The organism is Amycolatopsis umgeniensis (genome assembly GCF_014205155.1).
Classification (GTDB): Bacteria; Actinomycetota; Actinomycetes; order Mycobacteriales; family Pseudonocardiaceae; genus Amycolatopsis; species Amycolatopsis umgeniensis.
In genome coordinates, this window is the sequence record NZ_JACHMX010000001.1 from 1,434,805 (window position 1) to 1,448,877 (window position 14,073).

The following is a 14,073-nucleotide window of genomic DNA, read 5'->3' on the forward strand; positions in this document are numbered from 1 at the left end:
CGGGTCACCCGCCCGCTCGATAGGCTCTTCACAGATGTCTCCTTTGACAGGGGGATGGGGAGGGCACGGCGACCGGACGGACTGCTCCGGCCGTGATCACCGTGCGCCGCCCCGTCTCCGGGGACAACGCCCTTGCCTGGCATGGGAGAAACGCTGTGATCGTTCACAGGGGCCCACGGCGGGGAAGACCCTGTCGTCGCGCAAGATTCACTGCCCGTTCACAAAGGATGTGAATCCGCCACGGAGCCTCGGCTCAAGACCTCGGTGTCGCGAGGGTGGTGGGCCGGCTACGGCCACGCAAGGTGACGTCCTCCGTCGCCTTCCACTGTCCGGCCTCGGCCTCGTCCGCCGACTCGATCGCCGTCCACGAGGCGAGCAGCCGGGCTTCGACGTTCTTCGCCAGTTCGGTCAGCCGGGCGGCTTCGTTGACCGGGTCGCCGATCACCGTGTACTCGAACCGCCGCGGGTCGCCGACGTTCCCGGCGACCACCTCGCCCGTCGCCACGCCGATCCCGGCCGGGCATTCCGGCACCTCCGCGGCCAGCCTGCGCCCGATCGCGCGGGCCGCGGACAGCGCGAGGGTCGCGTGGTCGTCCAGCCGCACCGGTGCGCCGAAGATCGCGAGCGCGGCGTCCCCGACGAACTTGTTGACCAGCCCGTGGTTGCGGTCGACCTCGTCGACCACCACCGCGAAAAACCGGTTGAGCAGGCCGACGACCTCCTCGGGCGGACGGCTCGCGGCCAGCGCCGTCGAGCCGATCAGATCGACGAACAACACCGAAACCGTCCGCACCGTGCCGCCGAGTTCCGCGGACGTGCGCATCGCTTCGATCGCGACGTCCTCGCCGACATGCCTGCCGAACAGGTCCCGCAAACGTTCGCGTTCGGCGAGACCGACGGCCATCCCGTTGAAACCCGCCTGCAGCAGACCGAGCTCGGTACCGTCGTAGACCGGGATCTCCACGGCGAAGTCACCGGCCCGCACCCGGCCGAGCGCGTGCTGCACCGACCGGATCGGGTTCACCACGGCGCGGGCGGTGAACACCGTCACCAGCAGGCCGAAGCACAGCACCACCAGACCGAGCGCGACGACCGAGACGGCGAGCTTCGTGGTCGACACGTCGCCGCGCGCCCACGCCAGCACCGCCGTGACCACCAGCCCGGCCACCGGCACCCCGGTGCCGAGGCACCAGAACAGCAGCATCCGCAGGTTGACCCCGCCACTCAGCGGCCGCGCGGGCGAGGTCCCCGCCAAGGCCAGTGCCGCGTACGGCCGGAGGATGAACTCCCCGGCCAGATAAGCGATCGCGCAGACGACCACGCCCGCGAACGCGACGACGAGCAGCTCGGTCAGCACGACCCGCGGCTGCACCAGCGCGGCCAGCAGGCCGAACACCCCGGTCGCCACACCCCACAGCACGGCCTGGACCAAGGTCAGGCGCAACGGGACACGGAGACTGGCGGCGCGCTCCGCGTCGGTCGGCGTCCGGCCCTCGGCCGCCCAGCGCAACGTCCGCAGCGCGCCGCGAGTGCCCCACAGCGCGCCCACGACCACGGCGGAGACGACATAGACGGGGACGGCGATCGCGGTGACCCGCACGAGCTCGCTGGACATGCCGGGCGACGGCATGAGCAGCACCGCCAGCCCGACCACGACCAGCGCGCCGATGACGTTGGTCGCGATCAGCGTCCCGGTGAGCAGTCCCTGGACGCGGCGGCGCAATACGGCCGTGTCCTGATCGAGCGGACCGAGCAGCCAGGAGCCGAACGGCCCTTGCCCGCGGTCCCGAGCAGTGGAGTCCTTGACTGGTCGCACCCGTACCCGCCGTTCGCCTGGTTTGAGTGAACGACTGTACACCGAAAACGCCGCCGGAGTCAGCGGACGGTGCCGGAGCCGATCAGCGTGGTGGCGTCGAGCTCGGTCACGCCCCCTTCGCGCAAGGAATCGAGGTACCGCTCGCGCACCTGCTCGACGACGCCGGGTTCCAAATCGGAGAGAAGGCCCCGGAAGCCGGACCCGATGATGACCAGCCACGCCACTTCGGGCGTCATGGTCAGCCGCAGTTCGTCGACCACGACGTCCACATCGGACAAACCACGCGCGGAAAGCCATTCGGCGTAGGCCCCGGCCTGGTTGATCCGGTCGATCAGCCCGGGCTCACGCTCCGGCGGCGGCGCGGAATCGGTCACCTCGGCCATCGCACGACCGACGTGGCGGCCCGCGGTCACCATGGATCCGCCGCGCCAGATGGTGAACACGGCCCGCCCGCCGGGCCGGACCCGGCTGATCAGCCGTTCGGTGCCGTCCGTCATGTCGGGGAAGAAGAAGATGCCGAGCGCGGACAGCACCGCGTCGTAACCGCCGGTTTCCCATGCCGTCGCGTCGGCTTCGTGCGCGCGAAGCTGCGGCAAGTCCGCCGACAGGCGGCGCAACTCGCCGATCATCGGACCGGAGAGGTCGAGCGCGTCGACCACGCCGCCCGCGCCGACCGCCCGCGCCGCCGGGATCGCCGACGCCCCGGTGCCACAACAGGCGTCGAGGACGCGGTTTCCCGGACCGAGTCCGGCGGCCGCCACCGTGGCCGCGCCGATCGGCTCCCACAGATGGCGTCCGAGCGCGGCGAAATCGGCCGCGGCCTCGTCGAAGGCGCGCTGCGTGCCGATCTTGCGAGAAGACATGCCGCGACGATATCCGTTTTCGCCCGTACAGCGGGCGAAGCGCGCACCGCTTCCGCCCTAACGTGACCGGTATGAGGAAAACACTGCTCGCGCTGCTCGGTGCGGCCGCCGTCCTGGGCACGATCGCCACCCCCGCCTCCGCGACCACTCGAGAGACCAGGGAGTTCGTCGGCCACGGGTCGAGCGACTTCGGCCTCGAACTCATCTACGCCAGACATGACGCCAGGAACCGGGCGACCTGGGCCGGTTTCACGGACTGCGAGGAGTACGACAAGATCCTTTTCCCTTACAACGCGACGGTTTATTGGCGCTGTACGCGCTGAGACCAATCCGGCCGCCGCCGGGCTCCGAAAGCCGGACATGGACCAAGGAGACCTCGCCCCGGACTTCACCCTGCCCGACGACACCGGCCAGGACCGCACACTGTCGGACTTTCTGTCCACCGGCCCGGTCGTGCTGTTCTTCTATCCCGCCGCGATGACCGGCGGCTGCACCGCGGAGAGCTGTCACTTCCGCGACTTGGCCGCGGAATTCGGCGAGGTCGGCGCCCACCGCGTCGGGATCAGCCCGGACGGCGTCACCAAACAGCGTGAATTCTCGACCCTGCACGGTTTCGACTACCCGTTGTTGTCCGATGTGGACGGTGCCGTCGCCAAGCAGTTCGGCGTCTGGCGCAGGTTCAGCCCGCTGCACGCCAAACGGCGCACCTTCGTGATCGACACCGACCGCAAGGTCCTCGAGGTGATCAAGAGCGAACTGAAGTTCGACGTCCACGCGGACAAGGCGCTCGCGGCCCTGCGCGAACGGACGACCACCGCCTAGGGCCTGTCCTGCGCGGCGATGAGCGAAAGCGCGGCGGTGCCGTCGAAAAGCGCTCGCGAGCGGGCCGTGATGCCGGCGTCCCGGACGGCGAGCGCGGAGGCGACGTCCTCCAGCCGCCGGGATCGCCGCAGCTCCGGCATGAGCGCGCGAAGGGGTGCGACGCGGTACCCGGCCAGCCTCAGCTGGTGCACGATCCGCGCGTCCCGCACCTGGGACGGCGTGTACCGCCGCGTCCCCCGCTGATCGCGGCCGGGGACGACGAGCCGCTCGGCGTCCCAGTGCCGCAGCGTCGACGGACGCAGGCCGAGCGCCGACGCGAGTTCGGAGACGCTCATCGAGTCCGAACCGCGCACGTCCTCGATCGGTTCGCCGGAGATCACCCGGACGGCTTCCCTCGCCTCTCGCAGGTCCGCTCGTTCGGCGTCGAGACCGGCGTGGGCCGCGTCGAGGAGCGCGAGCACCTCGGCGAACGGGCCGCGATGCAGGGCGCGGACGATCTTCTTGGCCTCGACGGGCCCCACCCCGGCGGCGAGCGCGTGATAGGCCAGCGCGGACCGGAGATGGATCTCGCCGTAGCTCCGGTAACCCGTGTCCGACCGCGTCGCCGCCGGGAGCACGCCGTCGCGTTCGAGGTTGCGGATCTGCTGGACGGAGTACCCCGCCCGCCGCGCGACAGCCGCGGTGCGCATTCCGGCCGATTTGAGACTTGACACCTTCACCCCGTCGAAAACATCGCCGAACCCTCCACCAGCACTTTAATGTGACGCTTGAGTACATGACCATCGAAGAGATCATCGGCTTCGTCTCCGGCCTCGACGGCGTCCTGGCCCTCACCCCGGCACCCGGCGACGACTGGCCGGAGCTCAGCTGGGGCGACGCGTTCTTCTACTACTCACCCGATGGCGTCGTCCCTGCGAACGTCCAGCCCTTCGCGACTGTCGTGACCAAGAACTATCCCGGCGACGAGGCCTCGCGCCTGGACCGGCCGGACACATTCCGCGTGAACATCCACGCCGGGAAGGAGGAGTTCACCCGGCGGCTCGGCCGGACACCTCGGGAACCGGCCGAAACCGACCCCGGCGTCGCCGACACCGTGATCGCCCATCCCGTGTACGGGACCGCGGGCTGGCTGGCGGTGGTGAACCCGGCATCGCGGACCGAAGAGGCCACCCGCGAACTACTCGGCACGGCGTACGGGCTGGCCCGCGCCCGGTACGAACGACGGGCGGAGCCTGGTCGCGATTATCGTTGACCGGTGGGCCGAAACCTTCAAACCCGCGAGCGGCTGAGGCCGGTCGATCTGGCGCGTGAGCACGGTCTGTCGACACAGGCCGTCCGCAACTACGAGGCGGACGGAATCCTGCCTGCCGCCGAACGCGGCCCGCACGGCTACCGCGCCTACACACCGTTGCACGCGCAGGCCTTGCGCGCGTTCCTCGCCCTGCTGCCGGGGCACGGCCACGCGACGGCGGCGTCGATCATGGAGGCGGTCAACCGGGGCGCGATCGAGGAGGCGCTGCGGCTCGTCGACGAGAGTCACGCCCAGCTGCTCGACGACCGCCGCACCCTCCAGGCCGTCGCGGCCGCGCTCCGCGATCTCGAGCCCGTGCCGCAGGAGCGGGGCGACCTGTTCGTCGGCCCGCTGTCGCGGAAACTCGGCGTCCGGCCCGCGACCCTGCGGAAATGGGAACACGCGGGCCTTCTCCGGCCAGAACGTGACCCGCGCACCGGTTACCGCGTCTACAGCGCGGCCGACGTGCGCGACGCCAAGCTGACCCATCAGCTCAGGCGGGGCGGCTATCTCCTGGAGCGGATCGCGCCGCTGATCGAGCAGGTCCGCTCGGCCGGAGGTGTCGTGCCGCTGGAGTCGACCCTGCACGACTGGCACACCCGGCTCGCGGCCAGGGGACGCGCCCTGCTCTCCGGTGCCGCCGCGCTGGACGCCTACCTCGACGAGGCGCGGCCAGCTCAGAGCGGCTCCAAATAGGTCCTCTCCGCCCAGTCGTCGTCACCGTCGTCGTCGGGGAGATCCCGGTGGCGGGTGGGCGCCGGGGTGGCCAGTTCGCGTAATTCGGCGACGGCGGCGTCGACGTCCATCTCGGCGAGCTCGCCGACCTGCTGTTCCAACCCGGCCCAGGCGTCGGCGGTGAGCCGCTGCCGCTGTTCGGCGGGCACCGCGTCGATCACTCGCCACAGCTCTCGCGCGTCCTGGACGAATTCGTCCAGGACCGGGCCGTGCGCCAGCAGTTCGTGCGGCTGACGCCGTCCGGCGAGCACCTCCCCGGCGAAGTCGCCGGCGGCACCACCGGTCGCCGCCAGCAGCCGCATCATCGTCCGCCGGACCTGTTCGCCCCGCTCCGCTTCGAAAGGATCGTCCATCGTCACAGCAGCACTCGCTTGTCCTTGGCGGGGCATTTCGCGTCGCGGTGCTCGTAACCGCCCGGCCACTGCGGCGCTTCGCCCATGGCCCTGGTGGCTTCGAGGAGATCGTCGATCGCCACTCCCCGCGCGAACTCGTGGGCCAGCCCGAGCAGGAGGCTGATCTCCGTCTGCAGGGCGCTGATGGTCTCGCTGAAGGACAGCACCAGGTGGATCAGCCCGAGGATCTCGCCGTCCTTGACGAACTTGACGAGATCGCCGCCTCGGCCGATCTCGGCGAGGACCTCGCTGATGACGTCCGCCAGCCGGAGCCCGCGCCGCACCGCGAGGCTCTTGCCCTTGGTGAGGATCAGCAGCGCGATGTCGATGGCCGAGCTGACGAAATGGCGGATGCCCTGCATCAGGTGGTAGGCGACCCGTGCGAGCGCCTGGATGACCTGGCTCGCGCCGCTGAAGTAGCGCGCCAGTCCGACGACGCTGTCGTGATAGGCCGCCAGCCAGTTCTTGGCCTGGTCGGCCGCCTCCCCGGTCCACGGTTCCTGGATCCCGAACCGGCCCTGGTTGATGTTGAGCGCGATGTTCTCGAAGCCCGCCCCGGCGTCGGCGTAGAGCACGGCCTGCCGCTGCAGCAGGCTCCAATCGCCGACCAGCGCGTCGGCGATCATGGTGATGAAGTCCTTGTCGGCGCCGCTCAGTGTCTTGATCAGCTCGGCGACGTCGCCCAGGGACCCGCCGAGACCCAGCAGTTCCTCGGCCTTCTTCTCCGCCTGCACCGGCCACCAGGCCGGATTGTCGATCTGCGCCTGATCGGGCCCGTTGTAGCCGACGGGGACCGCGTCGCGGAACGACGCCGCGCCCGCCGGGTCGCGCACTTCGTCCACCGGGACCCGCACGGCGTCCGGCTCCGGGTTGAGCCGGTCCAGCAGTTCCGCCGCCGTCCGGTCGACCACGCCGTACCAATGCGCCACGCAACGAAGCTCGTGCCCGACTCCGCTCGCGAGGTCGGCCGCGTACCGCGACTGGCTCATCGCCATCCGCTGCCACTCGTCGAGCTTCGGCCAGGCGTTGGCCAGGAACCCCTCCCCCCGTTCGGTGTCGAAGCCGCCCCCACCGCCGAGCACGCGGTCGAAACACTCGCGGAAGTCGTCGGCACCCGCCCCGGCCCGCACCACCAGATCACCGAGCCCCCGAACCGCCGCGGGGTCCACCGAGAACCCTTGTCCTGCTCGCATCCACGCCCCTCATTCCCCGGAAGTACCCGTTCGACGTCAGCGAAGCTTGACAGGTTGCCGTCAGATGTCACATCACTCGAACGGAGCAATCCGTCCGGCGACGCGGAATTCGACGATGACACCTTTGAGACAACGACACTTTCCACACAATCGAATACGCAGGCGATTCACGTTTTTCGCATACGAAAGTAGGACCGGTTCGGCGGAACCTACTTTCGGCGCTACGACACGATAGTCAGCCGCTCGTAATCTGCGTGACGTCGAGATGAACCGCCCGGTCCCTGCCATTTCCAACTTATTCCGGCGGTTCGTCATTCCCTCCTTACCAAAGGAAATTCGCATGCGAATTCGCGGACCCGTCATGCTCACCCTGTTGAGCGTCTGCGCCGGAATAGGCGCGCTCGCCGTCCCGGCGACCGCCGCTCCCGTCACCGCCTACGACCAGACGATGCTCGAGACCCTCGCGGCTCAGCTCCGGGTCAGCCCGCTGCAGGCCGCGCAGAAGCTGGATCAGGAAAAAAGCCTGATCTCGTCGCTGGAGAGCATCAGAACACGGGGCCTGCACACCGACGGCGCGTATTTCGACGACGCGGGCGCCCTCGTGGTGAACGCCGACGCCGGGTCCGCCCAGGCACTCCGTTCGGCGGGCCTGACCGCGCGCACCGGCGCCCGCGGCGAGAAGGCCCTGGACGCGCTGGCGGCCACCGTCGGCGGCGTGATCGGCAAGGATGTCACGCAGGTGCAGTCCTGGGGTCCGGAACTCGCGGCCGACCAGGTCGTCGTCACCGTGCAGCCGAACGCCGACAGCGCCCTGGTGCGGCGGCTCTCGGCACTGTCCGGCGTGACCGTCAAGACCGGTGTCGCCAACGGCAACACGACGCAGGCCGACGTCATCCCCGGCCAGATCATGGACCTCGACCCGGGCACCAACTGCTCCCTCGGCTTCCCCGGTACCACCAGTGACGGCGACAACGTGCTGCTCACCGCCGGGCACTGCGTCGAAGGCAACCCGGACATCCTCAACCGCAACGGCGTCCACATCGGACGGGGCGTCGCCACCGAGTTCCCGTCGATCGACATGGGCCTGATGGACATCGACGACGAGGACACCGGCCGCGGCTACGTGGACACCCGCAAGGGCACCACGGTGCGGATCACCGGCAGCTCGAAGGCGCCTGTCGGCACCACGCTGTGCAAGGCGGGCAACACCACCGGCTGGACCTGCGGCAAGATCACCGCGTACAACCAGACCGTCCGCTACAGCGGTGAAAGCGTCGCCACCACGGGCCTGGCCAAGTCGACCGTCTGCACCGAAGGCGGCGACAGCGGCGGCGCCTACATCGCGGGCAACACCGCGCAGGGCATGACCTCCGGTGGCCCCAACGACGGGCACGACTGCGGCTTCAACCAGGGCTCCAACGCCACCGGTTCGTACTCCTTCTACCAGCCCGTCGTGGACGCGGCGAACAACTACGGGGTCACGCTGACCCGATCCTGACCGATTCCTGGCCCCGCTTGAAGTACGTGAAGGCCTCCTTGCCTACCCTGAGGGTAGTGAAGGAGGCCTTCACGGACCGGACGGGAATCAAGGCTTACGAGCCACGCCCGCCAACCCACGAGACCTCACAGAATCGTCCTCGGGGAGCGGTTCGCCTTCCGGACGCCATTGCGGCAACCACACCAAACCGGGTTCGACCGGCCGCATTCCGGTGAAGAACGCGGCGATTTCCTCCCGTCCGCGAAGTGTGATGGCGCTGTTGGTCCGACGGCGGTAGGAATCGACGACGTTCGCCGATTGTGCCTGCATCGCGGTGTCTTCGGCCGGAACGTGGATATGCGAAAGCGCCATGAGACTGCCGGACGGCAGCTTCTCCAGGTAGCGGCCGAGGGTGGTGTGCGGGGCGGTGTCGTCGGGCATGAAATGCAGCAGCGCCACCACCAGCAGGCCGATCGGCCTGCCCGGATCGATCATCCCGGTGCCGAGCACCTGTTCCCACAGCCGCGCGCCGTCGTGGAAGTCGCCGTCCAGCGCCGTGTGCCGGGCCGGATCGGCCGTCTGCTCCAGCAGGATCTCCGCGTGGGCCTGCGCGATGGGCTCGTTGTCGATGTAGACGACCCGGCATTCGCCCGGCGCGACCTCCTCGGCGACCTCGTGCACGTTCCCCTGGGTCGGCAGCCCGGAACCGATGTCCACGAACTGCCGGATCCCCTGATCGACCATGTAGCGAACGGCGCGGCCGAGGAAAGCCCGGTTGGCACGGGCGAAATCCCGCATCGACGGGATCAGCCGTAGCTGTTCCTCGGCGAAATCCTGATCCACCGCGTAGTTGTGCACCCCGCCGAGCAGATAGTCGTACACGCGGCCGACCGAGACCTTGTTCACCGAATCCGCCAACCGCCGAGCCACGTCGTCGGCGTTCGTCTTCTCCCCCATGGTCCGAAGATAGCGGAGCCACCCCCTACTTCAGGAACCCGACCAGCTCGGCGCTCACGAACTCCGGGTTCTCCTCGGCGAGCCAATGCCCTGCCCTGGGCACCTCCACGGCGCGGGCGAGATTGGCGACGCGAGGCGCCAGAGTCGCCTTCTGCGGTTCAAGCAGTCCTTCGGCCGTCATCAGCAGGGTGGGAGTGGTGATGGGCTTCGCATCGACATTGGCCGTCGCGTCCTGACCGAGTGTGCGGTAAAGCTCGAAACCGCCGTGCAGCACCTCCGGCCTGCTGTAGGTGCGGGCGTACTCGCCGATCTCGGCCTCGTCGAACGGCGATGGCGCCCCAGGCCCGCCGAAAGCCGTCCCCGAATAGGCGACTTGGGGATAGAAAAGGGAAAGATACTCGCGGACGTCGTCACCGACGACGGCTTCCGGAACCGTTTTCTGCGAGTGGAAGGCGATGTGCCAGCTCAGATTCCGGTACGCCGTCGCGTCGAGTGCGGGGCCCGGCAGCGGGAGGTCGAGATAGGCGAGCTTGGTGAGATCGCCCGGGAACTGCGCGGCGTACTGGAAGGCGACGGCGGCACCGAGGTCGTGGCCGACGATCCGGGCGTCGCGCAGGCCCAGCCGTCCGGCGACGAGGCCGTGCACGTAGCGGGCGAGAGTCGCTTTGTCGTAGCTGGGCGGAGCGCCGGCGCTGTCCCCGAGGCCGGGGAGGTCGAGTGCGTACACGGTGAAATGCTCGGCCAGCGCGGGCATGACGCGATGCCAGCCGTACCAGGTCTGCGGCCAGCCGTGCAGCAGGACGAGCGGAGCACCCTTGCCGCCGGTGACGTAGTGCATCTTCACCCCGTCGACATCGGCGAACTCGTGACGGAACCGCTGCGCGAAACTCGCGTCACCGCGGGTGATCTCTTCGTGGGGTGGGGCGGCCGGTGGCGAACCGCAGGCCGTCATCAGGACGAGGGCCGCGAGGAGCGCGGCGGCTCGGTGAAGCATGGAAGTCTCCGTTTCAGCGCCCGGTGGCGCCGTCGATCAGTTCGCGCAGGATGTCGGCGTGTCCCGCGTGGCGCGCGGTTTCCTCGATCAGGTGGGTCAGCGTCCAGCGCCGTGATCCCCGGCGGGGGCCCGCCGCGGCCAGGTCGGTCCAGGACGCGATCTCGTCATTCGCTTCGGCGATGGTCTCCCGGTAGGCGGCGAGAAGTGACGCCGTCGTTTCGTCCGTGGCGGGATGGAACGTCGCTTTCCAGTCGGTGACGGCGTACCCGAGCAGCCAGTGCCGTTCCACCTGGGTCAGGTGCTTGATCAGGCCGAGCAGGTTCGTGCCGGAGGGCACACCGGGCATCCGGGCCCGATCTTCGGGCGCCCCTTCGGCTTTGGCCACGACAGCGGCGCGCAGGTAGTCGAGGAAACCGGCGAGCACGTCCTTCTCACCGGCTCCCGTCGACGGCGGCCCGGCGTCGCGTTTCCGGCTCATCGCCCCGCCTCCCGCCGGAGCACCAGGACGTGGTCGACGACGGTCGCGGTCCGGCCACCTGGGCCGGTGGCACGCCGGTCCAAAGCCTCCGCACGCTCGGCCGACCATTCCGCCGGATCGAGGGCCAGCTCAGCGGCCACTTCGAGGGGCGTGGGGTACCGAGCCTCCTGGTCCCACGACCACGGCGCCGCCGAGCCGTGATCGACGACGGCCAGCCGTCCGCCGGGGTTCACCGAGTACGCGGCGGTCCGCAGCACGCGGCTCCGGTCCAGTTCGAACGGTGTGTGGAAGTACTGCGCCGACACCAGGTCGAAGGTGCCGCCGGGGAAGTCTTCGGCGAGATCGACACGGAGCGCCGTGATCGGCCCACCGCGTTCTTTGAGCGAGCGCACGGCCGCTCCGGAGATGTCGACGGCGGTCACCCGCCACCCTCGGGCGGCCAGCCACAACGCGTCTCCCCCGCCGCCACAGCCGAGATCGAGCGCCGCGCCAGGGGTCAGCGGGCCGGCGATCTCGGCCAGTCTCGCGTTCACCTTCGGCGTTCCGGCGGCACGCCGTTCGTGGAGTTCGTCCCAGAATTTCGTCGCGTTCATGGTCGCCACCTTCGCCTCGGGCGGCGCGGGTTGGCACGAAAACTTGCCGACCTGGCAAGATCGACGGCATGGCGGACGAGACTGACGAGGTGCTGGACGCTGTCGGCCCCCGGTTGCGCGCGCTGCGCAAACACCGTGGCCTGACCCTCGCCGAGGTGTCGGCGGCGACCGGGATCTCCGAAAGCACCTTGTCCCGGCTGGAAAGCGGCGGGCGGCGCCCCACGCTCGAGCTACTGCTCCCGCTCGCCCGCGTGCACGGCGTTCCCCTCGACGACCTCGTCGGGGCACCTCGGACAGGCGATCCTCGGATCCATTTACAGCCGATCCACCGTCACGGCATGACCTTCCTGCCGCTCACCCGCCGCGCCGGCGGCGTGCAGGCCTTCAAGATGCTCATCCCCAGCCGTCCGGAACCGGCGGAACCGACGCCGCAGACCCACGGCGGCTACGAATGGGTGTATGTCCTCAATGGACGGCTCCGGCTGGTGGTCGGCGATCGCGACATGGTCCTGCCGCCCGGCGAGGCCGCCGAGTTCGACACCGCGCTGCCGCATTGGCTCGGCTCGGCCGACGGCCACGCCGTCGAGACCCTTGTCCTTTTCGGACCGCAGGGCGAACGCGCCCACATCCGGGCGAACTAGAGCCAGTCGTGCTCACGCGCGTACCTGGCCGCCTCGTGCCTGGTCTGCGTCTGGGTCTTCTGCATGGCGTTCGAGAGATAGTTGCGCACCGTGCCCTGCGCGAGGTGGAGCTGGGCGGCGATCTCGGCGACGGAATACCCCTCACCGGTCACCCGCAGCACCTCGAGCTCCCGCTCGGTGAGGGGGCAGTCGTCGACGACGGCGAGTGCGGAGACGTCCGGGTCGATCCAGCGTTTGCCCTGGTGCAGGGCGGCGATGACGAACGTGATGTGCGACGGTTCGGCCGCCTTGCTGACGAACCCCTGGACGCCGAGTTTGAGGGCTTTGCGGAGCACACCGGGTTTCGCGTGCCTGGTCAGCATGAGGATGACCTGGTTCGGCCGCGTGCGGCGGATCTCCGCGACAGCGCCGAGCCCGTCGACGCCGGGCATTTCGAGGTCGATGACGAGGACGTCGGGCTCGTGCCGCAGGGTGGCCTCGACGGCCTCCTCGCCGTTCTCCGCTTCCGCCAGGACGGTGATCTCGCCTTCGAGCGGGAGCAACGCGGCCATCGCCTTGCGGAGCAGGGCTTCGTCGTCGGCGAGCACCACCGTGGTCATCGTTTCTCCGTAGCTTCGGAACTCCGGCCGGGGAAGGACGCGGCCGTGACGAACTGTCCGTCTTCCTGTTGCACCGTCAGCTCGCCGCCTTCCGCGACGACGCGCTGCTCGAGCGCGGCGAGCCCGCGGAGTTCGGGTAGCGGTGAGTGCTGGGCGCCGTCGTTGACGATGCCGATACTCCATTCCGAAAGGGTGATCCGCACCCGCGTCGCCTGGGCGTGACGCAGGATGTTGGTCGTGGTCTCGCGGAGGACCTGGCCGAGCAGCCTTCCCGCCTCAGGATCGACATCCCCCTCCCGGTTGATCCGCACGCGGATCCCCGCGGCCTCGAAAAGGTTCCTCGCGTTCTCCAGCTCGGCGGAGAGGTTGAGCCGCCGCTGAGCATAGGCGAGTTCCTTCGTCTGGGTGATCGTGTCACTGACGAGCGCGTGGATCTCCCCCAGCTCCTGTTTGGCCCGCTCGGCGTCGATGTCCACCAGTTTCGTGGCGAGCGCTGTCTTCAGCTTCACCACGTGGAGGGTATGGCCTTGGATGTCGTGCAGATCGCTGGCGAAGCGGACGCGTTCGCGGATGACGGCCAATTCCGCCTCCCGTTCCCGCGACTCCTCGAGTTCGTGGACGACGTCGTAGAAGCGCTTGTTGGGGAACATGAGCCCGAGCACGATGGCGGTGACCGCGGCGGGGACGAAGACGAATCTGATCAGCTCTTCGGAGACGTCCTCGTGGGAGACCAGCAGCCTCGTCGCGCCCACCGCCGCGATGTACGCGACGAGCGCGATCGCGGCCGCGACCCGGTGGCGGGGAAGCTGGGGAACGACGAAGGAACCCACGAGGAGGATCCCGAAGAACGCCGAACCGCCGCCGATCACCAGTACGGAAAACGGCCACACGAGGCCTGTGACGGCCAGACACGGGATCGCGACCCGCAGGAGCTCGCCCGACGTCCACCGCACGAAGGCGATCAAGGCCGCCAGCGCACTCGCGCTCAGGACGACGGCGTGCCACCAGGTCCGCGCGTCCGACGCCACCACGATCACCCCGGCGACGGTGAAGAGCGGGATGAACATGGTGAGGTTGAGCTTGCGCAGCTTTCCCCGCGCCGGCTCGGTGTCCACATCAGACATGGTCCCAGTATCGGCCCTGGGCGACGGTGGGCAACAGTGACACCACGTCATGGGTTCGCCCGAAGAATGTCACGGCCCGATCATGACGTGGCCGCACT

The 14,073-nt window shown here is 69.2% G+C and carries 17 protein-coding genes; 6 read left to right on the plus strand and 11 right to left on the minus strand.

Annotation, left to right across the window (positions count from 1 at the left end; genetic code table 11):
- Positions 1 to 253: 253 nt before the first annotated feature.
- Both HDA45_RS06070 and HDA45_RS06075 read right to left on the minus strand, forming a co-directional pair.
- A complete protein-coding gene (locus HDA45_RS06070) occupies positions 254 to 1,816 on the minus strand; it encodes an adenylate/guanylate cyclase domain-containing protein (RefSeq protein WP_184892662.1) in 1,563 nt (520 codons plus the stop codon).
- Positions 1,817 to 1,875: 59 nt separating this feature from the next.
- Positions 1,876 to 2,679, minus strand: coding sequence for a class I SAM-dependent methyltransferase (locus HDA45_RS06075; protein ID WP_184892664.1), 804 nt, complete (start codon positions 2,677 to 2,679; stop codon positions 1,876 to 1,878).
- A gap of 71 nt (positions 2,680 to 2,750) precedes the next feature.
- Between HDA45_RS06075 and HDA45_RS06080 the strand changes: the two genes are divergently transcribed.
- Together HDA45_RS06080 and HDA45_RS06085 are read left to right on the plus strand one after the other, a co-directional pair.
- A complete protein-coding gene (locus HDA45_RS06080; RefSeq protein ID WP_184892666.1) occupies positions 2,751 to 3,002 on the plus strand; it encodes a hypothetical protein in 252 nt (83 codons plus the stop codon).
- Between the two features lie 37 nt (positions 3,003 to 3,039).
- Positions 3,040 to 3,501, plus strand: a complete 462-nt coding sequence (locus tag HDA45_RS06085; protein WP_184892668.1) for a peroxiredoxin — start codon at positions 3,040 to 3,042, stop codon at positions 3,499 to 3,501.
- On the opposite strand, the gene HDA45_RS06090 is transcribed toward HDA45_RS06085, so the two are convergent.
- Positions 3,498 to 4,214, minus strand: coding sequence for a MerR family transcriptional regulator (locus tag HDA45_RS06090; RefSeq protein WP_343071997.1), 717 nt, complete (start codon positions 4,212 to 4,214; stop codon positions 3,498 to 3,500). The two genes, HDA45_RS06085 and HDA45_RS06090, sit on opposite strands and share 4 nt — an antisense overlap.
- A 62-nt stretch (positions 4,215 to 4,276) precedes the next feature.
- Here HDA45_RS06090 and HDA45_RS06095 point away from each other — a divergent pair, with 62 nt between their 5' ends.
- Complete coding sequence (locus HDA45_RS06095; RefSeq protein WP_184892670.1) at positions 4,277 to 4,753, plus strand: DUF6194 family protein; 477 nt, start codon at positions 4,277 to 4,279, stop codon at positions 4,751 to 4,753.
- Positions 4,754 to 4,756: 3 nt separating this feature from the next.
- On the plus strand, positions 4,757 to 5,488 hold the full coding sequence (locus tag HDA45_RS06100) for a MerR family transcriptional regulator (RefSeq protein ID WP_184892672.1): 732 nt from the start codon (positions 4,757 to 4,759) through the stop codon (positions 5,486 to 5,488).
- Here HDA45_RS06100 and HDA45_RS06105 read toward each other — a convergent pair.
- Together HDA45_RS06105 and HDA45_RS06110 are read right to left on the minus strand one after the other, a co-directional pair.
- Entirely contained in the window at positions 5,470 to 5,880 is a 411-nt protein-coding gene (locus tag HDA45_RS06105) for a hypothetical protein (protein WP_246480627.1), read from the minus strand. The two genes, HDA45_RS06100 and HDA45_RS06105, sit on opposite strands and share 19 nt — an antisense overlap.
- 2 nt (positions 5,881 to 5,882) lie before the next feature.
- A complete protein-coding gene (locus HDA45_RS06110; protein ID WP_184892674.1) occupies positions 5,883 to 7,112 on the minus strand; it encodes a hypothetical protein in 1,230 nt (409 codons plus the stop codon).
- Positions 7,113 to 7,452: 340 nt separating this feature from the next.
- Here HDA45_RS06110 and HDA45_RS06115 point away from each other — a divergent pair, with 340 nt between their 5' ends.
- Positions 7,453 to 8,610, plus strand: coding sequence for a S1 family peptidase (locus HDA45_RS06115; RefSeq protein WP_184892676.1), 1,158 nt, complete (start codon positions 7,453 to 7,455; stop codon positions 8,608 to 8,610).
- 87 nt (positions 8,611 to 8,697) lie between these two features.
- Here the strand turns inward: HDA45_RS06115 and HDA45_RS06120 are convergent, their stop codons facing one another.
- From HDA45_RS06120 to HDA45_RS06135, 4 genes are read right to left on the minus strand one after another with little or no spacing between them, the layout of a single operon-like run.
- Complete coding sequence (locus HDA45_RS06120; protein WP_184892678.1) at positions 8,698 to 9,546, minus strand: SAM-dependent methyltransferase; 849 nt, start codon at positions 9,544 to 9,546, stop codon at positions 8,698 to 8,700.
- 25 nt (positions 9,547 to 9,571) lie between these two features.
- Entirely contained in the window at positions 9,572 to 10,540 is a 969-nt protein-coding gene (locus HDA45_RS06125) for an alpha/beta fold hydrolase (RefSeq protein WP_184892680.1), read from the minus strand.
- Positions 10,541 to 10,553: 13 nt separating this feature from the next.
- Positions 10,554 to 11,018 (minus strand): DinB family protein, encoded by a 465-nt coding sequence (locus HDA45_RS06130; RefSeq protein WP_184892682.1) that lies wholly within the window; start codon positions 11,016 to 11,018, stop codon positions 10,554 to 10,556.
- Positions 11,015 to 11,611 carry a class I SAM-dependent methyltransferase gene (locus HDA45_RS06135; RefSeq protein ID WP_184892684.1) on the minus strand — a complete coding sequence of 199 codons (597 nt, stop codon included), beginning with the start codon at positions 11,609 to 11,611 and terminating at the stop codon, positions 11,015 to 11,017. The genes HDA45_RS06130 and HDA45_RS06135 overlap by 4 nt, the downstream gene beginning before the upstream one ends.
- A gap of 68 nt (positions 11,612 to 11,679) precedes the next feature.
- On the opposite strand from HDA45_RS06135, the gene HDA45_RS06140 reads away from it, so the two are divergent.
- Positions 11,680 to 12,252: a helix-turn-helix domain-containing protein gene (locus HDA45_RS06140; protein ID WP_184892686.1), complete on the plus strand. Its 573-nt coding sequence runs from the start codon at positions 11,680 to 11,682 to the stop codon at positions 12,250 to 12,252.
- On the opposite strand, the gene HDA45_RS06145 is transcribed toward HDA45_RS06140, so the two are convergent.
- Positions 12,249 to 12,851 carry a response regulator transcription factor gene (locus HDA45_RS06145; RefSeq protein WP_184892688.1) on the minus strand — a complete coding sequence of 201 codons (603 nt, stop codon included), beginning with the start codon at positions 12,849 to 12,851 and terminating at the stop codon, positions 12,249 to 12,251. The genes HDA45_RS06140 and HDA45_RS06145 overlap by 4 nt on opposite strands.
- Entirely contained in the window at positions 12,848 to 13,966 is a 1,119-nt protein-coding gene (locus HDA45_RS06150) for a histidine kinase (protein ID WP_184905350.1), read from the minus strand. Before HDA45_RS06150 ends, HDA45_RS06145 begins: the two co-directional genes overlap by 4 nt.
- Positions 13,967 to 14,073 lie beyond the last annotated feature (107 nt).